The organism is Neobacillus niacini, assembly GCF_031457145.1.
GTDB classification, from domain to species: domain Bacteria; phylum Bacillota; class Bacilli; order Bacillales; family Cytobacillaceae; genus Neobacillus; species Neobacillus niacini_J.
This window is the reverse complement of the sequence record NZ_JAVDVZ010000002.1, coordinates 488,048-510,618: the sequence shown is the minus strand read 5'-3', so window position 1 is coordinate 510,618 and position 22,571 is coordinate 488,048. Positions and strand designations below refer to the sequence as shown.

Annotated in this window: 24 protein-coding genes and 1 pseudogene; 18 read left to right on the top strand and 7 right to left on the bottom strand. The window is 36.3% G+C overall.

All coding sequences use genetic code 11. The annotated features are described in order from the left end of the window. Positions 1-3 precede the first annotated feature (3 nt). The 4 genes from J2Y03_RS07305 to J2Y03_RS07290 all read right to left on the bottom strand — a co-directional run bounded on the left by J2Y03_RS07305 (position 4) and on the right by J2Y03_RS07290 (position 3,230). Complete coding sequence (locus J2Y03_RS07305; RefSeq protein ID WP_310192367.1) at positions 4-1,167, bottom strand: aminotransferase A; 1,164 nt, start codon at positions 1,165-1,167, stop codon at positions 4-6. 158 nt (positions 1,168-1,325) lie between these two features. Continuing rightward, positions 1,326-1,526 (bottom strand): hypothetical protein, encoded by a 201-nt coding sequence (locus J2Y03_RS07300; protein ID WP_132085760.1) that lies wholly within the window; start codon positions 1,524-1,526, stop codon positions 1,326-1,328. Between the two features lie 165 nt (positions 1,527-1,691). Further along, positions 1,692-2,168: a YkyB family protein gene (locus J2Y03_RS07295; protein WP_132085762.1), complete on the bottom strand. Its 477-nt coding sequence runs from the start codon at positions 2,166-2,168 to the stop codon at positions 1,692-1,694. Positions 2,169-2,351: 183 nt separating this feature from the next. Further along, positions 2,352-3,230 (bottom strand): metallophosphoesterase, encoded by an 879-nt coding sequence (locus J2Y03_RS07290; protein WP_132086323.1) that lies wholly within the window; start codon positions 3,228-3,230, stop codon positions 2,352-2,354. Between the two features lie 518 nt (positions 3,231-3,748). On the opposite strand from J2Y03_RS07290, the gene J2Y03_RS07285 reads away from it, so the two are divergent. The 14 genes and pseudogenes from J2Y03_RS07285 to J2Y03_RS07220 all read left to right on the top strand — a co-directional run bounded on the left by J2Y03_RS07285 (position 3,749) and on the right by J2Y03_RS07220 (position 15,156). After that, entirely contained in the window at positions 3,749-4,963 is a 1,215-nt protein-coding gene (locus J2Y03_RS07285; RefSeq protein WP_310192362.1) for an EAL domain-containing protein, read from the top strand. Between the two features lie 68 nt (positions 4,964-5,031). Next, positions 5,032-5,271, top strand: a complete 240-nt coding sequence (locus J2Y03_RS07280) for a hypothetical protein (protein ID WP_132085765.1) — start codon at positions 5,032-5,034, stop codon at positions 5,269-5,271. 185 nt (positions 5,272-5,456) lie between these two features. Continuing rightward, entirely contained in the window at positions 5,457-5,774 is a 318-nt protein-coding gene (locus tag J2Y03_RS07275) for a DUF3993 domain-containing protein (RefSeq protein ID WP_310192360.1), read from the top strand. A gap of 365 nt (positions 5,775-6,139) precedes the next feature. After that, complete coding sequence (locus tag J2Y03_RS07270; protein ID WP_045515459.1) at positions 6,140-6,376, top strand: YkuJ family protein; 237 nt, start codon at positions 6,140-6,142, stop codon at positions 6,374-6,376. Between the two features lie 138 nt (positions 6,377-6,514). After that, positions 6,515-6,967 carry a cyclic-di-AMP-binding protein CbpB gene (gene cbpB, locus J2Y03_RS07265; RefSeq protein ID WP_132085769.1) on the top strand — a complete coding sequence of 151 codons (453 nt, stop codon included), beginning with the start codon at positions 6,515-6,517 and terminating at the stop codon, positions 6,965-6,967. A 41-nt stretch (positions 6,968-7,008) separates the two neighbouring features. After that, positions 7,009-8,520 (top strand): MDR family MFS transporter, encoded by a 1,512-nt coding sequence (locus J2Y03_RS07260; protein WP_310192354.1) that lies wholly within the window; start codon positions 7,009-7,011, stop codon positions 8,518-8,520. 107 nt (positions 8,521-8,627) lie between these two features. Continuing rightward, complete coding sequence (locus J2Y03_RS07255) at positions 8,628-9,512, top strand: LysR family transcriptional regulator (protein WP_132085773.1); 885 nt, start codon at positions 8,628-8,630, stop codon at positions 9,510-9,512. A gap of 63 nt (positions 9,513-9,575) precedes the next feature. Further along, entirely contained in the window at positions 9,576-10,286 is a 711-nt protein-coding gene (gene dapD / locus J2Y03_RS07250) for a 2,3,4,5-tetrahydropyridine-2,6-dicarboxylate N-acetyltransferase (RefSeq protein ID WP_310192350.1), read from the top strand. 62 nt (positions 10,287-10,348) lie between these two features. Next, positions 10,349-11,467, top strand: a complete 1,119-nt coding sequence (locus tag J2Y03_RS07245; protein ID WP_396954178.1) for an N-acetyldiaminopimelate deacetylase — start codon at positions 10,349-10,351, stop codon at positions 11,465-11,467. A 156-nt stretch (positions 11,468-11,623) separates the two neighbouring features. Beyond that, positions 11,624-12,172, top strand: a complete 549-nt coding sequence (locus tag J2Y03_RS07240; RefSeq protein ID WP_132085779.1) for a peroxiredoxin — start codon at positions 11,624-11,626, stop codon at positions 12,170-12,172. A 69-nt stretch (positions 12,173-12,241) separates the two neighbouring features. Further along, positions 12,242-12,697, top strand: coding sequence for a TlpA family protein disulfide reductase (locus tag J2Y03_RS07235; protein WP_310192345.1), 456 nt, complete (start codon positions 12,242-12,244; stop codon positions 12,695-12,697). 80 nt (positions 12,698-12,777) lie between these two features. Further along, positions 12,778-13,426, top strand: a pseudogene (locus J2Y03_RS07230) (ABC transporter ATP-binding protein); the annotation flags it as partial. Between the two features lie 93 nt (positions 13,427-13,519). Then, positions 13,520-14,425, top strand: coding sequence for a DUF4349 domain-containing protein (locus J2Y03_RS07225; RefSeq protein ID WP_310192343.1), 906 nt, complete (start codon positions 13,520-13,522; stop codon positions 14,423-14,425). Positions 14,426-14,496: 71 nt separating this feature from the next. Further along, positions 14,497-15,156 (top strand): potassium channel family protein, encoded by a 660-nt coding sequence (locus J2Y03_RS07220; RefSeq protein WP_132085785.1) that lies wholly within the window; start codon positions 14,497-14,499, stop codon positions 15,154-15,156. Positions 15,157-15,443: 287 nt separating this feature from the next. Here J2Y03_RS07220 and rnjA read toward each other — a convergent pair whose 3' ends face one another. Both rnjA and J2Y03_RS07210 read right to left on the bottom strand, forming a co-directional pair. Beyond that, on the bottom strand, positions 15,444-17,111 hold the full coding sequence (gene rnjA / locus J2Y03_RS07215) for a ribonuclease J1 (RefSeq protein WP_310192339.1): 1,668 nt from the start codon (positions 17,109-17,111) through the stop codon (positions 15,444-15,446). 6 nt (positions 17,112-17,117) lie between these two features. Then, a complete protein-coding gene (locus J2Y03_RS07210; RefSeq protein ID WP_132085789.1) occupies positions 17,118-17,327 on the bottom strand; it encodes a DNA-dependent RNA polymerase subunit epsilon in 210 nt (69 codons plus the stop codon). Positions 17,328-17,857: 530 nt separating this feature from the next. On the opposite strand from J2Y03_RS07210, the gene J2Y03_RS07205 reads away from it, so the two are divergent. Next, positions 17,858-18,628 (top strand): Cof-type HAD-IIB family hydrolase, encoded by a 771-nt coding sequence (locus J2Y03_RS07205; RefSeq protein WP_310192337.1) that lies wholly within the window; start codon positions 17,858-17,860, stop codon positions 18,626-18,628. 36 nt (positions 18,629-18,664) lie between these two features. On the opposite strand, the gene def is transcribed toward J2Y03_RS07205, so the two are convergent. Next, positions 18,665-19,219: a peptide deformylase gene (def, locus tag J2Y03_RS07200; protein WP_310192334.1), complete on the bottom strand. Its 555-nt coding sequence runs from the start codon at positions 19,217-19,219 to the stop codon at positions 18,665-18,667. Positions 19,220-19,400: 181 nt separating this feature from the next. Between def and J2Y03_RS07195 the strand changes: the two genes are divergently transcribed. From J2Y03_RS07195 to J2Y03_RS07185, 3 genes are all read left to right on the top strand, one after another. Further along, positions 19,401-20,075 (top strand): YkyA family protein, encoded by a 675-nt coding sequence (locus tag J2Y03_RS07195; protein WP_310192330.1) that lies wholly within the window; start codon positions 19,401-19,403, stop codon positions 20,073-20,075. 338 nt (positions 20,076-20,413) lie between these two features. Beyond that, a complete protein-coding gene (gene pdhA / locus J2Y03_RS07190; protein ID WP_132085795.1) occupies positions 20,414-21,529 on the top strand; it encodes a pyruvate dehydrogenase (acetyl-transferring) E1 component subunit alpha in 1,116 nt (371 codons plus the stop codon). 3 nt (positions 21,530-21,532) lie between these two features. Continuing rightward, positions 21,533-22,510 (top strand): alpha-ketoacid dehydrogenase subunit beta, encoded by a 978-nt coding sequence (locus tag J2Y03_RS07185; protein ID WP_310192327.1) that lies wholly within the window; start codon positions 21,533-21,535, stop codon positions 22,508-22,510. Positions 22,511-22,571: the final 61 nt, after the last annotated feature.

Genomic DNA, 22,571 nt, shown 5'->3' with positions numbered 1-22,571 from the left:
TTTTTAGGAGTGAGGGTTTTTCATGTTTATATATTGTTCCATTCGGTTTAACCCAATTTCTATCGTTTCAAGTGAGCAGGCAAAAGAAAGTCTAAAATAGCCTTCACCATATTCAGAGAATGCACTGCCAGGAACCACAGCTACCTTTGATTGATGTACCATTTCAAGAGCAAAGTCAAAACTATTTAGGGGGATCGATTCAGGAATTTTCACAAAGAAATAAAAAGCCCCATCTGGTTTAACTACATTTAGTCCCATAGCGGTTAGACGGTTATAAACATAGTCACGTCTTTGTTGGTATTCCATCTTCATCGGAAGTGCATCATCAATTCCTACTGTTAAGGCGGCTAAAGCTGCTTTCTGGGCAATCGAATTTGCACAAGATACATTGTATTGATGAACTTTTAGAATGTGCTTAGTGATATTCTTAGGTGCAAATAAGAAGCCAATTCTCCATCCAGTCATCGCATGAGATTTTGATAATCCATTAATAACAATTGTTTTCTCTTTTAGAAAGGAAGCAATTGAAGTATGAGGCTGATCATAGATTAACTCGCTGTATATTTCATCTGCAAGTACAAAAATTTCTCGGCCCTTCAAGTATTCAGCGATTTCCTTTAACTCGATATCTGATAGACTTACCCCCGTTGGATTGGAGGGATAGGGCAGTACAATACAACGTGTCTTTTCGGTAATATAAGGTTTTATCATTTCTAAATTAAATCGGAACTGATTTTTCCTTATATCGACATGAACTGGAACAGCCCCACACATACGAATAATAGGCTCATATCCTGGATAAATAGGCCCTGGCAGGATAACCTCTGTCCCTTCCGTTAGAATCGTTCTAAAGGATATATCAATGGCTTCACTTGCACCCATTGTAACAATTACTTCAGATTCTGGTTCATAGGAAAGACCATATTTTTTTTTAACAAAATCGCATGCGGCAGTTCGTAATTCAGTGATTCCAGCATTAGGTGTATAGGAAGTGAAATTTTCCTCAATTGCTTGAATGCCTGCTAGCTTCACATGCTCTGGTGTGTGAAAATCTGGCTGACCAATTGTAAATGAAATTACATCGTCTATGTGAGAAACCATATTATAAAATTTTCTAATACCTGAAACCTCAATATTTTGAACCTTGGTATTAATTAAATGCTCCACCCTTGTTCATCCTTCCATTGCTTTCGTGAATACTCTGATTATAAACAGATTTATAGAAATATTCTACATTAATGAACAAGACCCTGGAAGGAACATAAAAGCAGCCTGAGTTTTCACACAGGCTGCTTTAAGGGGGGATTTAGTGAGATTATAAATATTTAATAACCGTAGTCCCAATCAACTTCGTCTTCATGCCAGAATACGGGAGAAACGGAACCGAAAGTAACGATTTTATTATCTAGTTTGCAGCTGCATTGTTCACAACCACATTGATCTTTGATTTCTTCGAAAACTGTTTGGTCAACATCTTCAATAAATGTGATATTTTTCTCCTGAAAAAGAATCGCTGTTCCTTTCATGGATAAAGCACCTCGTTTTTTTGTTATTCTTCATATGATAGTATTTTAAACTTATTAAAGAGCAGGGTCTATATCTAGTTAAAGAGTTCACAAAATGATCAAAAAGCTGTAGCAATAATATGTACAAAATAAAAATACGTAAAAAGGCCGGATAGTCTGGCTTTTTTACGTATATCTTTCCCCTAACTTTTTGAAAATTGGTTTTTGATATGGTCGGTTTTTTCGTGGGTTTGAAGGAGGCTGCTCCATATCTGTAATCCCGGTATATGTCTGTAATACGTTTTTTGCTTGGCTAAGTGAAATCGATGTTTTCGGGTTTCTAACACTGCCATCTAATTTCCCTAAATGAGGGAGCTCAGCAAAATCAGACTTAGTTGGAGGTATATGAAAAGTATAATGACCGCATTCAACGAGGACATCTGATTGCTGTTTACTATTTCGAGGATTTTCCGAAAAATGAAGTCCTACTTTTTTTGCTTTTCCTTCTTCTATTAATTTTTTTAATGATTCATGCTTTAATTTATATAAAAATTTGGGGTTTGGAGCTGTTTTGGCATGGCGATTAACAATAAAGAGAGCTTGTGAGAGGTTATCAATCGTTAGATTGCCTTTTGTATAGGGGTGTTTTCTATCATAAGTCAAAATATGTTCTCCTTTCTATGTGTATCGATCATAATGTTAAACCAACTTTAGTGATTAAATCACTATTTTATTATTATTTAATTGTAAAATAGAAATACAAGAAAGTAAAAACATTATTGTAAAAATGTGAACTTTTTACCTTTATAAATAAAAAAATCCTTTCAAATACTTGTAAGGATTTTTTTAATCTGTTTCTGATGAGAATAATGTATATACTGTTAATTCGGGTTTTGCCATGAAACGAAAAGGAAGCCTTGTCGTACCAATTCCTCTATTTACGTATAATGACAAAGGATTAGTCTCACCAATGGAGTAATAACCTTCTGGGTAATTTTGTGCATAAGGAGGGATAACAAGTGCACCTATAAAAGGTATTTTTACCTGCCCTCCATGGCTATGACCGCTTAACTGCCAATGGATTTGATAGGTGGAGGCTTCATCCGCAACATCCGGAGCGTGTGACAAAAGGAGTTTAAACGAGCTCTCTGGTACCTGTTTCATTGCTTGTGCCAAATCTGGTTTTCCTAGCATATGGTCATCAATTCCAAGTAATGAAATATATCTCCCATCCTTTTGTTTAATGAGATGTGATTCGTTTAGCAAGACGGTGAAATTAGATATTTCCATAAGGTTTCTATAGATTTCTGACCCATAGCCACCGTGGTCGTGGTTCCCATAAATACAATATTTACCCATTGGTGCCTTTAGTTGCTGTAAAATCGGGGGAATTTTGTTTATTTCATCATATTTATTGGGCTCGTCCAATAAGTCACCTGTGAAAAAAATTAAGTCAGGCTGTATCTGATTGATTTTTTTAACTAAATTTTTTAGTTGGTTTACATTATAATGAAAACCTAAATGAGTATCGCTAAATTGGACTATTTTCACCCCGTTAAAACTACTGGGAATTAAGGAATGTTTAATATCTAATTTATTTATTTCAAGGAGTGAAGGTTCAATTCGATTGGAATAAAAGTAACCGCCTGAACCAAGACCAAGAACAGTAAGAAATGTACCAAACGTACTTTTTAGGAAGGTTCTCCTTTTCATTTTTTTGGGCATCATTCATCTACCAACCTATCTCCATTTTTTTATCTGTGTTAAAAAATGAGTCAACTTGTATTCTCTTTAATAATGGGCAATTTTGCAAGTGATATGCCAGTGAAAGTCTACCATAAAAGGTATACAATAGTTCATATTCGAAAATGTATAAAAAATTCATAAACATTAAATTTAGTTCCAAAAAGCAACAAGTTGTATTGGTAGTGGCGGGATTTTCTGTTTTCTGCATAGCAGGACTCGGTACTTGCTCGTATATTTGTGTATAGTTCGGTTTATCAGAATGTGGTGAAACAGCTTCAACAGTATTATTACATCCAAACAGTGGAAGAATTGATACCAATAAGCAAAGTCTTTTCAAAAAGGAATCCTCCATTCATATGGACTTGATATTATCATTTGGTTGGTGAACGATGCCTATGATGGTATCCTTTTGGAATAGAACAAGTTATGCAGGTTAAGCGTATTGTATATAAGGATATGGTATAATGAGGAAAATCTTTTTTGCGGAGGGTACTTGAATGGATGCATTGGATATCCTAACGGATCTTGAAAATGTCATTCCTTATTTTCAACCAATTTTTAGTGCAGATGAGCAGCGTATCATTGCATATGAGGTTTTGGGTAGATATCGATCAGAAGGTAACATCATCAGTTTGGGGAATTTTTTTCTTGATGATCAAATTCCAGAGGAATATAAGTATGAAGTTGATCTATTGTTAGTTCAAAAAGCCCTAGAACTCGCATTCGAGCTTGAGGATGATGTCAGTATCTATTTGAATCGTGATGCCGATTTACTCATGTATCGGCATGGAGAGCCATTTCTACAAGAACTTTTGGCTTTTGAAAAAAGGGGTTTGAATTTAAAGAGGATAGTCCTTGAAATTTCTGAAGGAAATTATAAAGGCGATTTTGCTCAATTAGATCACTTATTACAATATTACCGGACGTATGGCATAAAGGTTGCCATTGCTAGTATTGATAGTAATACAAATTATTTTGAAAGAATCGGTCAGTTAAATCCAGAAATTATAAAAATAAATTTACAGCCGTTAAAATCAAATACAGCGACTGCTGCAAGCTTTACGGATGTATTATTCTCTTTGTCATTATTAGCAAGGAAAATTGGAGCCACCTTACTTTTTGAAAATATTGAAATGAGTTATCAGCTTCAATTTGCATGGAAAAATGGCGGGAGGTATTACCAAGGGTTTTATCTCCATCCTCCTGCATCAGAGTTTATCGACCGTGAACTACTCAAAGAGCGTTTAAAAGGGAAATTCCATGAATTTATTGCCTATGAGAAGAGGAAACTTGAAGCTATTTATTCTGCTGCTGAATATTTTCAAACGAAGGTACAAGACATTTTAATCAAGAATAAAAAGGCAAATTACGAAGAGTTATTCGTATCGCTTGTTAAAGAAATGAATCAAATTGCCTTTCGAATGTATGTATGTGATGAAGATGGCTTTCAAAAATCTTCAAATATTTTTAAGGGAGAAAGTGGCTGGTATACCCAGAAGGAATATATCCAAAAGAATTGGAGCTGGCGTCCATATTTTTTAGAAAATATCATCAAAATGAGAAATGAAGGTAAGGGAATATTGTCTGATTTATATAGTGATATTGAGACAGGTGAAACTATTCGTACATTCTCCATTCCAATAAACGGAAATGACTATTTGTTTATCGATATTACCTATCAATATTTATTTGAGAATGACCAATTGTTATAACTATTTAAGTATAGAATTGTTCATCGAGTGGAATTTTAATAGTAACTTTATTAAAGGAGAAATCGCTCATGAATCTATTTGTTAATGCACTCTCAATTGTTATTGTTGGTATTCTTGCGGTTTCGCTTATATATACATGGTCTGTCGGCAGACAACAAAAAGCGGTTGAAGGAGAAATTGATACAGAAATCCCTAAACCAGTACAAAAACATGTTTATCTGGGCAATCCGATTTTTTTGGCTTGGGGTATATTTTTTGCATTGCTTCTGTTTATCATCCTGTTCATAGCAATTACCTTTTTACAATAGGGCCTCTTGTGGAGGCCTATTTTTTATACAGATTTTTCGTTAAGTTCGCGAGCAATGAATCTAAATAATTTGTGGTTTAATGTCTATTGCTGGTGTTTTTTTACGATTTATTTTTGCGATTAAGAGGAATAATTGTTGTTAAAATGAATAATACATACATTTTTATAGAGCAGGGGGAAAAGGAAATGAAGAAAACGTTACTATTACTCCTCGTGGTACTATTATTAATCCCTTTATCTCCAAATGCAAAAGTGAATCTAAACACTAAAAAGGAAGTGTTTAGCTTGTTACAGGATGCCTTCCAAGTTCAGGTTTCTCTTAGTGAAAAAACCAGGACAAAAAACGAAATTATTGACTTATTAGATCCTTATTTTTCAAAAAGCTATCAAAATTTGTTTTGGAAGGAGAATATTTTTGAAGAAGAAGGTGAATTTGTTACATATGGCTCGGATTTGCACCATATTATATTCCCTTTTTTCAATATACAGACCAGACTAAAGTAATCATTTCTATTGATAGTATTTATGTCTTTGAATTTTTCCCTGCCTCAACGGATGGTCCAGTTGGTTATGACGATCATTATGAGGGCGTATTGTTAAAAAAAGTTGATGGTGGTTGGAAAGTGGATCAATTTTTGTATAATAATATACCCGATTCTATCTTGGAGAACGCAAAAAGCTCGTTTTGAAAAAAAACTTCCTATTTTTTTCATTTATACTTGGACAAATGCTGTCTGTTATTTTATTCTTTTAATATTGGCATATTACCTGCGGATAATTTCTGGAAAAAATCCTTAAGGATATAAAATATGCTAAAAGAGAAACATAACAGTAGAAAGTTTGCTTGTGTTTGAAAGGAGACGGAGCATATGTCACAGCTTCAAGGAATATTAACACGGTTAAAAAACCTTCAGGAACAATCTAATGGAGGTGAACCGGCACAACGCTATTTCGAAGTGAATGGCGAAAGAAAGTGTCAAGTAACATTTCATCCAAAAACAGAAACATTTGAATTAGAAATATATAATGAAAAGGAAAAACCAAAGCGTTATCAATTTGATAATGTAGACATGATTACCATTGAAATATTTGATCTAATTCAGTAGGAACCGTTTACGGTTCCTATCTTTTTTAGTCCTGTTCAACAGATCCATATTTATTACGTTTTCATAAAAAAAACCAGTTCTCCGAAAACTATGGTAGAATATACTTGTGGTAAAACAAACATTGAGGAGTTTTCGGCGATGATAAGTCTTCACAGTGGTGAATTTTTAGAGATAGATATTCGAAAATTAATGATACCTTCCGAGCGTGTCGCTCATGTGCAGGTTGGTAATAGTCTTGAACATGCATTATTGGTTTTAACAAAAAGTGGTTATACGGCCATTCCCGTACTCGATCCGCATTATAAACTACATGGTTTGATTAGTACACCCATAATTATGGATTCTATACTTGGACTTGAACGAATTGAATTTGAACAGCTTGAAAAAAAAAGAGTGGAAGAGGTAATGAATGTTTCTGTTCCACGTGTAAAGATAACAGCTTCAATCCGAACTTGTCTTAGACTGTTAGTGAACCATCCTTTTCTTTGTGTTGATACAGAGGATGGGTATTTTGAAGGGATTTTGCCAAGAAGTACAGTGTTAATGCAGCTGAATTTAGATGTAAACAAGATGAATAAAAGTGATAAATAAGCTCCCATAAGGGGGCTGTATTATTTTATTAGAGGTGTAAAATGGGTGTTCTAAATCTCAAATATAAAAAAGGGCAGACAAATAGACCGCTTGTATTAGCAGCTGTAATGCTTGCTATGTTTATGGGGGCCATTGAAGCCACAATTGTTTCAACTGCGATGCCTGCTATTGTTGCCGACCTAGGTGACTTTACTCTCTACAGCTGGGTTTTCTCTGCATATCTATTAATGAATGCGGTAACAGTTCTTATTTATGGGAAATTATCTGACCTATTCGGAAGAAAGCCTATTCTCTTTTTTGGAATCATCATTTTCTTAATTGGGTCCATTCTTTGTGGCTTTGCAACATCGATGGAATCACTGATTATCTTTCGATTAATCCAGGGGTTTGGTGCTGGAGCCGTTACGCCCATTGCAACCACTATCGTTGGGGATATATATTCTGCTGAGGAAAGAGCAAAAGTTCAGGGCTACCTAGCCAGCGTTTGGGGGATCTCTGCTGTTACGGGGCCAGCAGTTGGTGGATTGCTTGTTCAATATGTTAGCTGGCATTATGTCTTTTGGATTAACATTCCACTTGGAATTCTATCTTTAGTTGCTCTAGGTATGTTCCTGCACGAAAAAGTTGAAAAGAAAAAACATGAGATTGATTACATAGGTGCATTTTTATTAACGGTGTCTATTTCTACATTAATGTTCTTGCTCGTCGAGGGCGGGGGGCGATGGCCATGGGGCTCCTGGCAGGTACTAAGCTTGATAATCCTATTTATTGTAACGATTACAGCATTTGTCTATCATGAAGGCCGGGCAAAAGAACCGGTAATGCCATTTAATATCTGGAGGGAACGCTCTATTTTTGTTGCCAATGTTACTTCTTTAACTACTGGGATTATGTTAATTGGAATTTCGAGTTTTCTCCCTACATTTGTTCAAGGGGTAATGGAACAAACACCGATTGTTGCCGGATTTACATTAACAGCTATGTCCATTGGATGGCCGATTGCGTCAACTATGTCTGGGAAAATGCTAATTTCCTTAGGATACCGTAAAACGTCTCTTATTGGAGGCGTAGCCTTATTAATTGGCAGCTTTGTATTTGTGACAATGACCGCAACCTCTGGACCTCTATGGGCGGCAGTAGGTTCCTTTATTGTAGGTTTTGGAATGGGATTAACCTCTACAGCATTTATTGTTTCTATTCAAAGCACAGTCAGCTGGCAGCAAAGAGGAATCGCAACAGCTGCCAATATGTTTATGAGGAATCTAGGAAACACCATTGGAGCAGCTTTACTTGGAGGTATTCTTAATAACCGGCTAGCTCATTATCTAAGTGATCATGCGGGTAAATCGGAAGGAACGTTAACGGTTGATTCAGCGAATCTTTTATTAAAAGAAGATGAGCGTTCTAATTTATCTGAATCAGTACGGGAACTTCTTCAGGATGGGCTGACTCAATCCTTACATTGGGTTTATTATGTTGTACTAACCTTCGCCCTGATTAGTTTTATTCTGATATCATTTATTCCTAAAAAAGAACAAGGCTCTGCATCTTAATTGCAGGGCTATTTTTCTGTATAAATATATACTTACTAATGAAAAGTTTTAATTTTCTCTATATAATAAGTAATGCGGTAATTAAATAAACCTAAAGGTGGATGGTTTTGTCTTCAATATCTGAATTTCAGTTATTATCTGTTTTAGCTCAAGAAATGAATATGCGCAAAGCTTCGGAGAGGCTTTTTGTATCACAACCCGCACTGTCTCAGCGTTTACAAACCATTGAGAAAGAGTGGGGAACTAAATTATTTATCCGATCCCAAAAGGGACTCTCGCTAACCCCTGCTGGCGAACATATTATTCAATTTGTAAATGAGGTGCTGATTAAAGAAGAAAAGGTTCGTGAAACAATTCACTCTCTGCAATCAGGAGTATCTGGAACATTGAAAATTGCCGTTGCTTCAATAGTAGGTCAAAATTGGCTGCCACCAGTTTTAAAAAAGTATAGTGATGCTTATCCGCAAGCAAAAATTTCTTTAATTACTGGATGGAGCAGTGAAATACTGAAAAGTCTATATGACGATCAAGTACATATCGGTATCATTCGGGGAATGCCTGATTGGAAAGGGGTAAAGATTAAATTATTCAGCGATCCCCTTTATTTAGTAGACAGAGATATTACCAGACCTGAACAGCTATTGGAAACGGATAGACCTTTTATCCAATTTAAAAGTGATTCTAATTATTATCAGGAAATCCAGGATTGGTGGATGCGCCAGTTTAAAACTTCACCAAAAAGAACCATAGTTGTTGATCAAATTGAGACGTGTAAGCAATTAACCTTTAATGGTTTAGGATATTCAATCTTACCGGGAATAACTTTAAATAGCACAGAAAAGGAAATTTATAAAGTACCGTTACTAGATGAAAATGGCGATTCTCTTAAACGTGATACATGGTTATTAGCGTATGAGTCATCCTTTCAACTAAAACAGGTACAGGCATTTGTAGACCTTATTAAAGAATACAGTAGTAAAAACAGCCAATGATTGTCTTGTTTTCAATACTGCTGTTTGGTAAAGTAAATTTTAACTATATTTGGAGGGAGTAATATGAAAATGATGGATGCGAACGAAATTATTTCTTTCATTCAAAACAGTAAAAAATCAACACCTGTTAAGGTGTATGTAAAAGGGGATTTGGAGGGAATTGACTTTGGAAGCAATTCTAAAACCTTTATAAATGGTAATACAGGAGTTGTCTTTGGTGAATGGTCTGTTATTAATCCTGCCTTAGAATCCAACCAAGCAAAAATTGAGGATTATGTAGTTGAAAATGATCGCCGTAATTCTGCGATTCCATTATTAAATACTAAAAATATAAATGCACGTATTGAACCAGGAGTCACAATTCGTGACCAAGTAGAGATTGGTGATAATGCTGTTATCATGATGGGTGCCGTTATTAACATTGGAGCAGTTATTGGTGAAAAAACGATGATTGACATGGGGGCTGTTCTTGGCGGCAGAGCAACTGTAGGTAAGAATTGTCACATTGGTGCCGGTACAGTTTTGGCTGGTGTTATTGAACCACCGTCCGCACAGCCTGTCATTATCGAGGATGATGTTTTAATTGGTGCAAATGCCGTCGTATTAGAGGGTGTTAGGGTTGGACAAGGTTCTGTAGTTGCTGCAGGTGCAGTTGTAACGATGGATGTAGCGCCGTATACAGTGGTAGCCGGAATCCCAGCGAGAAAAATTAAAGACATTGATGAAAAGACAAAATCAAAAACAGAAATCATGCAAGAGCTTCGCAAACTATAGAATAAGACAATGCAGAGCGTGGAAATTTTCCACGCTTTCTTTCTAGTATAGGAGTGGATAGAATGAACCCTTTTGTGAAAATAAGACGCGATCTTCATCTGATACCAGAATTAGGATTTCAAGAATTTAAAACCCAAGCTTATTTATTGTCGTACTTAGAAACCTTATCACAAGAGAGAATTACCATCAGAAAATGGAAAACTGGGCTTTTTGTCAAAGTTCAGGGTTTAAATCCAAGGAAAACAATTGGTTATCGAGCAGACATTGATGGTCTTCCAATCGTTGAAGAAACGGGATTAGAATTTTCTTCAACACATAATGAGCAAATGCATGCCTGTGGGCACGACTTTCATATGAGTATTGCGCTTGGTGTAATAACACATTTTGTCCAAAATCCAATCGAAGATGACCTTTTGTTTATTTTTCAACCTGCTGAAGAGGGACCAGGCGGCGCTGAACCAATGCTGAAATCTGATATCATGCAGGAATGGAAGCCAGATTTAATTTTTGCCTTACATATCGCGCCAGAATACCCTGTTGGATCAATTGCGCTTAAAGAAGGGTTATTATTTGCGAATACCTCTGAACTGTTTATCGATTTAAAAGGTAAGGGAGGGCACGCAGCCTATCCACATCTAACAAATGATATGGTTATTGCTGCCTGTTCGCTTGTTGGACAATTACAAACGATTATTTCTCGAAATGTTAATCCATTAGATAGTGCAGTCATTACCATTGGCAAAATAACGAGCGGGACTGTTCAAAATATTATTGCAGAAAAGGCAAGACTCGAAGGGACGATTCGAACCCTTTCTGACGAGTCAATGGATATGGTTAAACAGCGCATTAATGCTGTGGTCAAAGGGATAGAGACCAGCTTTGAATGCGAAGCGGTAATTGATTATGGCTCCATGTACCATCAGGTTTACAATGATGAGGAAATTACAAGAGATTTCATTCAATACATGAAGACACAAACTACTGTTGATGTAATTGAATGCAAGGAAGCAATGACTGGTGAGGATTTCGGATATATGCTGAAGGAAATTCCAGGCTTAATGTTTTGGCTGGGAGTGGATTCGACATTTGGACTGCACCATGCAAAGTTAAATCCGAAGGAAGATGCAATAGAAGTTGCCATCGACATTCTCACTAGCTATATAACGTATCAAGGTAATTAATCAAAATAATTTTAAAAAGCTAATTATTTTATTCTTTTGTTTTAAAATGGTAAACTTAAACAGTAGAAAAAATTGTTACATATCGTCGTTTATTCTTGATTTAAATAGGGTAAACCAATTAAGGGTCTATTTATTAATTATTTGGAGGGATTTGACATGCCAGAACGTATGGTAGCTAAGCAAGCACCAAGATTTGAAATGGATGCCGTATTACCAAACAAAGAATTTGGAAAAGTAAGCCTTGAAGAAAACATGAAAAATGACAAATGGACTGTTTTATTCTTCTATCCAATGGACTTTACTTTCGTATGTCCAACAGAAATTACAGCAGTTTCAGATCGTTTTGAAGAATTTGACGATTTAGATGCAGTTGTTATCGGTGCTTCTACTGATACTATCCATACTCACCTAGCTTGGATTAATACTGACCGTAAGAGCAATGGTCTTGGTGAACTAAACTATGCATTAGCAGCAGATACTAACCATGTAGTTGCACGTGACTATGGAGTTTTAATTGAAGAAGAAGGTGTTGCTCTTCGCGGCTTATTCATCATCAGCCCAGAAGGCGAATTAATGTATTCAGTTGTCAACCACAACAATATTGGACGTGACGTTGATGAAACATTACGTGTCCTTCAAGCGTTACAAACAGGCGGTCTTTGCCCAGCAAACTGGAAGCCAGGACAAGCTACTCTTAATGTTTAATTCTTAAAAACTCAAATAAAGACGAGACCTAACTCACGTGTTAGGTCTTTTTTAAAAAGGGGATAAATCATGAAATTACGTGAACCAATGCCGGATTTAGCTGGTGCAGTGGAATGGTTAAATGGAGAAGTAACGAAAGAAGATTTAGTTGGTGAAAAACCTACTCTCATTCATTTCTGGTCAGTCAGCTGTTACTTATGTAAGGAAGCAATGCCGCAAGTGAACCAATTCCGTGATCAATATAAAGATAAATTAAATGTGGTTGCTGTTCATATGCCAAGGTCTGAAGAGGACTTAAACCTTGACCAGATCAAAGAGGTTGCTGCGGAACATGGAATTAATCAGCCGATTTTTGTAGATAGTGAACATAAACTAGCTGAAGCATTTGAAAATCAATACGTTCCAGCTTATTATGTTTTTGATAAAGATGGCAAACTTCGTCATTTCCAAGCGGGCGGAAGCGGCATGAAAATGCTCGAAAAAAGAGTCAATCGTGTCTTAGATGAATTAGAAAAAACAGAGTAGATGATATATCAAAAGACTGTTCGTTTTATTCGAGCAGTCTTTTTTATTTTAAAAAAATACAAAAATAGGTAGAAATATAGTCCTTTGCTTTTTATCTAGGAATGTTTTGGGAGCCTATTTCCCGACTTGGTCAGGTTTATAATCAGTTACGACCCTACCATGGGTGAGGTAATTATTGATAACCATAATATAAGGAATATTTCACTTAAAAGCCTGCGGCAGCAGATAAGTGTGGTTTTACAGGATACGTTCATTTTTTCTGGTACCATTATCGAAAATATCCGCTTTGGAAGGCCAGATGCTACTGATGAAGAGGTAATAGAGGCTGCAAAGTCAGTAGGCGCACATAAGTTTATTAAGAAGCTATCAAATGGTTATCATACGGAAGTTGAGGAGCGGGGGAATATTCTATCTGTGGGAGAGCGACAGCTGCTTTCCTTTGCAAGAGCATTGCTTGCTAATCCACGTATCCTCATTTTAGATGAAGCCACCGCTAGCATTGATGCTGAGACTGAGGTGCAAATCTAACAAGCATAAAAAACACTTTTAAAAGACAGAACGGCCATTATTATAGCTCACCGCTTATCGACTATTCGGGATGCTGAAAAAATTATTGTCTTAGATCATGGACAAATCATAGAAAGAGGCAGCCATTCACAATTAATGGGGGCAAATGGCTACTATTACAGGTTAGTAAAAGCGCAATTTAATATGTTAAACGCAGGTTAATAAAAACAGTCATCCGACTGTTTTTTATTTTTTTGTAACCATCCGAATTTTTATTCGTCGGTATTAATAATTAGACATAAGGGGGTACGTGTAATGAAAAAATGGGTGAGAATGATTACTTTGATTTTACTAATTCTTTTTCTAGCCGCTTGCAGTTCGAACAGTAAAAGTGAAGAGGTGAAGAAGAGTAGTGACAATAGTGCAGGTGTGGATGCGGGACAGGCTGAACGAGTAGAAAAATCAGAAGTATCGTTTGATAATAATGCAAAACAAGATGAAGTTAGTCCAACGGAAATAGAAGTACCTATCCAAATGGTTATCTATCAAGCCGACTTACAGCTCCGTGTGAAGAAATTTGAACAAACATTACAAACAATAGAAGAACATGTCGTAAAGTATGGCGGCTATATCTCGGAGTCTAATGTGTCTAAAGACGGTGTAGAGCAAGTAAGTGGCAGTATTACTGTTCGAATTCCCCAAAAGAATTTTCAAGCTTTTTTACGTGACGCAGAGGGGCAGGCAGCTGAGGTGCTGCAGAGAAATATTACCGGTACAGATGTAACAGAGGAGTATGTCGATCTTGAGTCGAGACTAAAGTCAAAAAGGGTAGTGGAAGAAAGGTTAACTTCTTTTATGGAATCTGCTCAGAAGACTGAAGACCTTTTAAAGATTTCAGCTGATCTCGCTGCAGTACAAGTGGAAATCGAAACGATTCAAGGTAGAATGAAGTATTTAGAAAATCAAACCACACTATCCACGATTCACATTTCACTTTATGAAAATAAAGTCATTGTTCCCAATCTTGATGATGAAGACCTTAATACTTGGGATAAAACAAAAAAACAATTTATGAAAAGCACAAACATGCTTTTGGCAGCTATCTCAGGGCTAATTGTCTTTCTTTTAGGTAATTTGCCTATTTTATTAATCCTAGCAGTGGTTGCAGTTTTAATATATCTTTATATAAAGAAGGTATTGAAAAGAAATCGCAACGAGTAAACTAGTATATTCAAATAATTTGGTTATGCTAAAATGAAAATAGTTAATTGATTTGCGCTGGGGGAGTTTTAGTGAAGAAAAATTTTGCAGTCATTGGATTAGGTCGATTCGGTGGGAGTATTTGTCGAACTCTTTCTGATGAAGGTTTTGAGGTGCTCGCGATTGATAAAAATGAAGAAAGAGTAAATTCATACGCGATGATTGCCTCACATGCTGCTGTTGGTGATACAACCGATGAGTCAGTCCTAAAAAGTCTTGGTATTCGTAATTTTGATCATGTTATCGTCGCAATTGGTGATGATATTCAATCCAGTATTTTAACAACGTTAATTCTAAAGGAGCTTGGTGTAAATCATATCACTGTTAAAGCCCAGAATGATTATCATGAAAAAGTACTTTTGAAAATTGGTGCTGACAAGGTAGTACATCCTGAAAGAGATATGGGAAGAAGAATTGCTCATAATATGGCATCGAGTAGTGTGTTGGATTATCTAGAGTTATCTGATGAGCACAGTATTGTTGAAATCTTCGCTAACAGTAAAATAAGCGGTCATACCATCATCGATTTAGATATACGCAAAAAATATGGGTTAAATATTGTCGCTATTAAAAGAGGTATGGATATTATCGTTTCCCCAAAGGCAAATGAAGATATTCGACCAAACGATGTATTGATTGTTATAGGTGCGGATGAAGACATCGATCGTTTTGAACGTAAGGTTATGCAATAGGAAAAGCGTAAGCACCCTGGTCAGCGGCGTATGGCCTCCTCGAAAAAGCTAACGCTTTTTCTTCGTGCGAAGCCTATGCTGCCGAAGCGTTCCTTGTGGAGCGCCCCAACTGAGATAAAGGAAACACGAAGAGCCGTAGGCGCATTCGTGCTTGACTTATCGTAGGGCGGGGAGCGAAGGACACTAGCCGCTAGGGTGCTGGAGCTGGACAGTAATCGAAGTTTAGAACCTATACTAATCTTATAAAAAAAGGAAGCGCTCCGATTAAATTGGGCGCTTCCTTTTTATCAAACTTCCATAATAATTGGTAAAATCATCGGTCGGCGTTTTGTTTTTTCGTAAAGGAACGGTGCTAGTGTATCAGTAATTTCATTTTTTATTTCTGACCACTGACTTGTTTTTCGTTCCATGACTTTATTTAGGTGCTTTGTAATGAGGTTTTGTGCATCGTTAATTAAATCTCCTGATTCTCTCATATAGACAAATCCTCTTGAAATAAGGTCAGGACCAGAGGCGATTTTGAAATCTTTCATATTAATGCTCACCACCACCACGACTAAGCCCTCTTCAGAGAGAATCCTTCTATCACGTAAAACAATATTACCAATGTCGCCAATTCCGCTTCCGTCAATATAGACAGAGCCTGATGGAATTTTGCCAGCTACTTGTGCACTGTTTTCAGAAAGTGCTAACACTTCGCCATTGTCCATAATAAAACAATTTTCTTCTTCTACACCACAATCAACCGCAAGCTTGGCATGCATTCTTTGCATTCTATACTCACCATGAATCGGCATAAAGAATTTCGGTTTAATTAAGCGAAGCATAAGTTTCTGCTCTTCTTGACCGCCATGTCCAGATGTGTGGACGTTACTAAGTTTACCGTGAATGACTTCGGCACCTGCTCTAAACAACATGTTGATTGTTCTGTTAACGCTAATAGTGTTTCCTGGTATCGGTGAAGATGAGAAAACTACGGTATCCCCAGGAATAATTTGAATCTGTCTATGTGTACCGTTAGCAATTCTAGATAAGGCAGCCATTGCTTCACCTTGACTTCCTGTACATAGAATCGTTACCTTGTCTGCAGGCAGCCGGTTGATTTGATTCGCTTCAATAAAAGTTTCTTTCGGTGCATTAATATAACCAAGTTCTTGACCAATCGTAATGGCAGATTCCATACTTCGACCAAACACAGCCACTTTCCTGCCGTTGGCTACTGCTGCCTCTACAACTTGCTGCAATCTGTAAATATTAGAGGCAAAGGTTGCGAAAATAACACGCCCGCTAACTTTTCGGAAAATATCATCAATGCTTTCTCCAACCAAACGCTCTGACATCGTGAATTCAGGAATTTCACTATTAGTACTATCTGAAAGTAAACATAAAACGCCTTCTTTTCCGATTTCAGCCATCTTAGTTAAATTTGCAGGTTCGCCTACTGGAGTGAAGTCAAATTTGAAGTCGCCCGTATGGACGATTTGTCCTGGTGGGGTTTTAACGACAATACCGTATGAATCTGGAATGCTATGTGTTGTACGGAAAAAGCTAACAGACGTCTTACGGAATTTAATCACATCGTCTTCTTGGATAGGAATTAGCTTAGCGGTTCTAAGTAATCCATGCTCTTCTAGTTTATTTTTTATTAGTCCTAATGCGAGTTTTCCACCATAGATTGGAATATTTACTTCTCGAAGCAAATAAGGAATACCGCCAATATGGTCCTCGTGGCCGTGTGTTATAAATAATCCTTTTATTTTATCTTCATTTTTTACTAAGTAGGTGTAATCTGGAATTACATAATCAATCCCTAAAAGCTCATCCTCAGGGAATTTAATTCCAGCATCAATCAAGATGATTTCATCCTGAAATTGTACTGCATATGTGTTTTTTCCAATTTCACCCAAACCACCTAATGCAAAAACAGCGGTTTGGTCATTTTTTACAAATTTCATATAATATCAAATCTCCAATACTTTATAATCTTCATTTTGTTTTTCGTATTCTAAAAATGCTCCTGTTACTTCTTGTAAAAATTCAACGTTAAACCCACGATCATTAATTTTTTTCCTGACATCCCTTACCGATTCTCCCTCCACATAAAGAACCTTTGTTTTCTCTCTAACAGGGACTTCCTTACTGTTTTCTTGAAAATAAACTTTAAATACCATAATTAATTCGCTCCTTAATCGATCATGACTTTTTCTATTATATAAAATAATTACATTTTTTTCATGTAAATTCACTTTCCACCTAAAAAGTAAACACTTGGACCTATAGAAAAAATATGTAAAATAAATACACTGATAATCAATTTACAATAAGGAAGGAGCCCTTCGCAAGTTTGAAGGGCTCGAAAAAGTTTTGTTAGGCAATAGACTTTTTTCGTAGTAAATCTTTCCACTGTTTTAAAAGCTTCTTTCTTAGCTTCTTTAACATAGTGGATCATCTCCTTACTTCCTATTTTAAACGATCCTTGTCCAATGTAAAGCAAGCCGTGTAAGATTATTAAAGATTTTTTTAAATTTAAGCTTTTTATACTAATATTATATGTATAAACAGGATTTCTATCATGGATAAACATGGAAGAATTATGAAAGATTAATAAATTGACAAGTAATCCTGTTATGATTAGTGTTTATTAGGGAAAATGATAAACATGCGATTCAATTATTAAACCGTATAGAGGTGTTAGGATTATATGAAGAAAATTGTTTTTTTTGATATAGATGGAACATTGCTCGATCATGAAAAACAACTCCCAAGCAGTACAAAAAAGGCAATCACTTTATTAAAGGAAAATGGTGTGTTCGTAGCGATTGCAACCGGAAGAGCGCCATTCATGTTTACAAGCTTAAAAAAAGAACTAGATATCGATTCATACGTGAGTTTTAATGGACAGTTTGTTGTATTTGAAAATGAAGTGATTTATAAAAATCCGCTGAATCATTCAGAATTGGAAAAATTCCTACAAGATACAAATAATAATGAACATCCATTAGTATTTATGAACGAATTAACCATGAAATCCACTATTGAATACCATCCTTATATTGAATCAAGCATGGGAAGCCTTTTATTTCCGCATCCTGATGAAGACAAATCTTTTTATGCCCATAATGAGATCTATCAATCCTTACTTTTCTGTAGGGTTGATGACGAAAGGCTATATTTTGAAAATTTCCCCGAATTTGATTTTATAAGGTGGCATCCATATTCAGTCGATGTTTTACCTAAAGGCGGTTCTAAAGCCGAAGGAATAAAGCAAATGATTGATAGGTTAGGGTTTGACTTAAAAGATGTTTATGCGTTTGGTGATGGCTTGAATGATTTAGAGATGCTTAAAGCGGTTGGTACCGGTGTTGCAATGGGCAACGCTGTTCCTGAGGCGAAAGCAAATGCAAATTTAGTAACTTCCGATGTCTCCAAAGATGGAATTTGGAATGGCTTGAAAGAATTACAGCTAATATAATGAAAGCGCAAGAGCATTAGAGCCCTTGCGCTTTTTTTATCTTTCTATAGCGATTGCACCTTCAATTGGTTTGAAAGGATCTTGTTTGTTAATATGATCATAAAACATAATTCCGTTTAAATGATCTATCTCGTGTTGAAAGCAAATCGCTGGAAGGCCTTTTAATCGGAGTTTAACTTCTTCGCCTTCCAGTGTAATTCCTTTTACTGTAATTCGAGCAAATCTCTCCACGTATCCTGCAAAATCTTCATCCACAGAAAGGCAGCCTTCCCCTGAAACTAAGTACGCTTTTTCAACAGAATGACTGGCAATCTTGGGGTTATATAATGCATAGCTGTACAAGTTTCCTTTGTCATCATAGAGGTGAACAGCAATCATTCGCTTAGAAACATTAATCTGCGGAGCAGCTAAACCGATTCCTGGACGTAATCCGTATTGTGAAGAAATTTCTGGGTTTTGGCTATTTTTTACATACTCTAAAAGACTTTTAAGAATTTCTTTATCTTCTTCCGATGGCGGCATTGATACTTCAGCTGCTACTTTTCTTAGTGTAGGATGGCCGTCTCGAATGATATCATCCATCATTAACATGTTTCTATTCACTCCTGTTTATAAACTAAAAATATTGATATTCCTTAGTCTATCAGACAATTCCAGAAAAGTTAATTGTAACTACAATAACCCAGGTTCTACATGATAATTTCTATGAGATATTGTCAAATATTAGAAGTATAGATATAGTAAGAATTGTAATCAGTAAGGGGGTTGCCAATTGTCTATATTTAGAATTACTCGTATTATTTTATTTGTTTTAGCAGGTGTTTACTTATTAACTGCCTGCGTTAACAAGGAGACATCAGCTGAGAAAATGTACCAAGTGTTAGAAAAAGTTGTACAAGCAGAAAAAGAATTTGAGGAGCAGCAACAGCCTCTTGTAGCATTAGAAAAGCAAGAAAAGGAAAAATACAATCAAATCATGGCTATAGGTTTGAAGCAACATGATGAGATTATCAAACTTTCTGATGAAGCACTTTCGATAATTGAAAAAAGAAGGGTTCATTTACAGAAAGAAAAGGATAGTATCAATGCTTCGAAAACTGAATTTAGGAAAGCAGAAGAAATAAAGAGTAAAATAAAAGATACTGAGCAGAAGAAAAAAGCAGAAGATTTATTTGAAATTATGGAAAATCGGTATATTGTACATAATCAGCTTTCTACAGATTATTCAAATGCTCTCGATAGCGACAAAGAATTATATCTAATGTTAAAAGATGAGAATATTTCATATGAAAGACTAGAAATGCAGGTGACAAAATTAAATACAGCATATCAACAGGTTTCTGACGCAAATGATGAATTCAATAAACTAACTGCACAATATAATGAGAAAAAACTTGAGTTTTATATAGAAGCAGGGCTTAAACTGGAAGATGATAATGGAAAGTAAAAAATTGGCTGCCAAGCCGATTTTTTTATTGAAAAAAACGAAAGTATTTTAATATAACAGAGTTAAGTGGTTAGTGGTACAGAGTTTATTAATTTAAGATAAGATAATAATATATACATGTTGTAAAATAATAAAACATAGTATTTGACGAGTGAATTCAGTTGATGTACACTCAATATGGAATTATTTATTGTACCATTAATTTTTTTGAAAATTATAGTACAGAGCAACAGGGTTAAAGTTAATTTTAATCTCTAATGTTGTTTAAGGTTTTTGGGTAATCTAATATGAGGAATTTATTTTACATTATTTTAATGGAAGAAAGGAAGATGTGACGAATGGCTTCTAAAACCCAGAACGCTCAGGTCGATGCTAAGAAAGTACTCGAAGTAGTAGAAGATCAATTTAAAACGCTTCAAATATTAAATGAAGAAGGCGAAGTTGTAAATGAAGCAGCAATGCCTGACTTAACTGATGACCAACTGCAAGAATTAATGCGCCGTATGGTTTATACACGAATTTTAGACCAACGTTCGATTTCATTGAATCGCCAAGGACGACTTGGTTTTTATGCTCCAACTGCAGGTCAGGAAGCATCTCAACTTGCTTCACAATTTGCTCTTGAAAAAGAAGATTTTATCTTACCTGGATATCGTGATGTTCCGCAAATTGTATGGCATGGACTACCTCTATATCAGGCATTTTTATGGTCCAGAGGTCATTTTGAGGGTGGACAGATTCCTGAAGGAGTCAATGTTGCTATTCCTCAAATCATTATTGGTGCTCAGTATGTTCAAACTGCTGGTGTGGCACTAGGATTTAAAAAGCGTGGTGTAAAAGCTGTTGCCATTACATATACAGGTGACGGTGGAACATCTCAGGGAGATTTCTATGAAGGCATGAACTTTGCAGGTGCATACAAAGCTCCAGCAATCTTTATTGCTCAAAATAACCGTTTTGCTATTTCAACTCCTGTTGATAAGCAAACTGCGGCTAAAACTCTTGCTCAAAAAGCAGTTGCTGCGGGTATCCCAGGTATTCAAGTAGATGGTATGGATCCATTAGCTGTTTATGCAGCAACTCGCGAGGCACGTGAGCGTGCAATTAATGGTGAAGGACCAACATTCATCGAAACATTAACTTACAGATATGGTCCACATACAATGGCCGGAGATGATCCAACACGATATCGTACAGCTGATTTGGATAATGAATGGGAAAAGAAAGACCCTCTAGTACGTTTCCGTAAATTCCTTGAGAAGAAAGGAATCTGGAATGAAGAAAGAGAAAACCAAGTAATTGAACAAGCAAAAGAAGATATTAAAGAAGCAATCAAAAAAGCTGACGCAGCACCAAAGCAAAAGGTTACAGATTTAATGTCTATCATGCATGAAGAAATGCCTTATAACCTAAAAGAACAATTTGAAATTTATAAAGCAAAGGAGTCGAAGTAAGCCATGGCTCAGATGACAATGATTCAAGCAATTACAGATGCAATGCGTGTAGAATTGAAAAATGATCCGAATGTATTAGTGTTTGGTGAAGATGTGGGCGTAAACGGCGGTGTTTTCCGTGCAACGGAAGGTCTACAAAAAGAATTTGGGGAAGATCGTGTATTTGACACACCACTAGCGGAATCAGGAATTGGCGGTTTAGCGATTGGTCTAAGTTTACAAGGCTTCCGTCCTGTTCCGGAAATCCAATTTTTTGGATTTGTTTATGAAGTAATGGATTCTATTTCTGGTCAAGCTGCTCGTCTTCGTTATCGTACTGGCGGCAAATTTAATGCTCCTATTACGTTCCGTTCACCATTTGGTGGTGGCGTACATACACCTGATATGCACGCAGACAGCTTAGAGGGTCTTATGGCACAACAGCCTGGAGTTAAGGTAGTTATCCCATCAACTCCATATGATGCAAAAGGTCTTCTTATCGCGTCAATCCGTGATAATGACCCAGTTGTTTTCTTAGAACATATGAAGTTATACCGTTCTTTCCGTCAAGAAGTTCCTGAAGGGGAATATACAATTCCACTTGGTAAAGCTGATGTAAAACGTGAAGGAACTGATATCTCAATTATTACTTATGGTGCTATGGTCCATGAATCATTAAAAGCTGCAGAAGAATTAGCGAAGGAAGGCTATTCTGCTGAAGTTATTGACTTGCGTACGGTTAGTCCAATCGATATTGAAACCATTATTGCGTCTGTTGAAAAAACAGGTCGTGCAATTGTTGTACAGGAAGCACAAAAGCAAGCTGGTGTTGGCGCAAACGTTGTTGCTGAAATTAACGACCGTGCAATTTTAAGTTTAGAAGCACCTGTATTACGTGTAACTGCGCCTGATACTATTTTTGCTTTCCCACAAGCTGAAGCAGCTTGGCTTCCAAATTACAAGGATGTAATTGAAACAGCGAAAAAAGTATTGTCGTTCTAAAAATCTAGGTAAAATAGGAGGATGAATCCCAGTGAGCGCAACCGCAACCACATTCCAATTT

Excerpts from the sequence above, each read along its gene's own strand:
- J2Y03_RS07300 (WP_132085760.1), bottom strand. The coding sequence starts at position 1,526 with ATGAAAGGAACAGCGATTCTTTTTCAGGAGAAAAATATCACATTTATT.
- J2Y03_RS07290 (WP_132086323.1), bottom strand. The coding sequence starts at position 3,230 with ATGCCCAAAAAAATGAAAAGGAGAACCTTCCTAAAAAGTACGTTTGGT.
- J2Y03_RS07285 (WP_310192362.1), top strand. The coding sequence starts at position 3,749 with ATGGATGCATTGGATATCCTAACGGATCTTGAAAATGTCATTCCTTAT.
- J2Y03_RS07280 (WP_132085765.1), top strand. The coding sequence starts at position 5,032 with ATGAATCTATTTGTTAATGCACTCTCAATTGTTATTGTTGGTATTCTT.
- J2Y03_RS07275 (WP_310192360.1), top strand. The coding sequence starts at position 5,457 with ATGAAGAAAACGTTACTATTACTCCTCGTGGTACTATTATTAATCCCT.
- J2Y03_RS07270 (WP_045515459.1), top strand. The coding sequence starts at position 6,140 with ATGTCACAGCTTCAAGGAATATTAACACGGTTAAAAAACCTTCAGGAA.
- cbpB (WP_132085769.1), top strand. The coding sequence starts at position 6,515 with ATGATAAGTCTTCACAGTGGTGAATTTTTAGAGATAGATATTCGAAAA.
- J2Y03_RS07260 (WP_310192354.1), top strand. The coding sequence starts at position 7,009 with ATGGGTGTTCTAAATCTCAAATATAAAAAAGGGCAGACAAATAGACCG.
- dapD (WP_310192350.1), top strand. The coding sequence starts at position 9,576 with ATGAAAATGATGGATGCGAACGAAATTATTTCTTTCATTCAAAACAGT.
- J2Y03_RS07245 (WP_396954178.1), top strand. The coding sequence starts at position 10,349 with ATGAACCCTTTTGTGAAAATAAGACGCGATCTTCATCTGATACCAGAA.
- J2Y03_RS07240 (WP_132085779.1), top strand. The coding sequence starts at position 11,624 with ATGCCAGAACGTATGGTAGCTAAGCAAGCACCAAGATTTGAAATGGAT.
- J2Y03_RS07235 (WP_310192345.1), top strand. The coding sequence starts at position 12,242 with ATGAAATTACGTGAACCAATGCCGGATTTAGCTGGTGCAGTGGAATGG.
- J2Y03_RS07225 (WP_310192343.1), top strand. The coding sequence starts at position 13,520 with ATGAAAAAATGGGTGAGAATGATTACTTTGATTTTACTAATTCTTTTT.
- rnjA (WP_310192339.1), bottom strand. The coding sequence starts at position 17,111 with ATGAAATTTGTAAAAAATGACCAAACCGCTGTTTTTGCATTAGGTGGT.
- J2Y03_RS07210 (WP_132085789.1), bottom strand. The coding sequence starts at position 17,327 with ATGGTATTTAAAGTTTATTTTCAAGAAAACAGTAAGGAAGTCCCTGTT.
- J2Y03_RS07205 (WP_310192337.1), top strand. The coding sequence starts at position 17,858 with ATGAAGAAAATTGTTTTTTTTGATATAGATGGAACATTGCTCGATCAT.
- def (WP_310192334.1), bottom strand. The coding sequence starts at position 19,219 with ATGTTAATGATGGATGATATCATTCGAGACGGCCATCCTACACTAAGA.
- pdhA (WP_132085795.1), top strand. The coding sequence starts at position 20,414 with ATGGCTTCTAAAACCCAGAACGCTCAGGTCGATGCTAAGAAAGTACTC.
- J2Y03_RS07185 (WP_310192327.1), top strand. The coding sequence starts at position 21,533 with ATGGCTCAGATGACAATGATTCAAGCAATTACAGATGCAATGCGTGTA.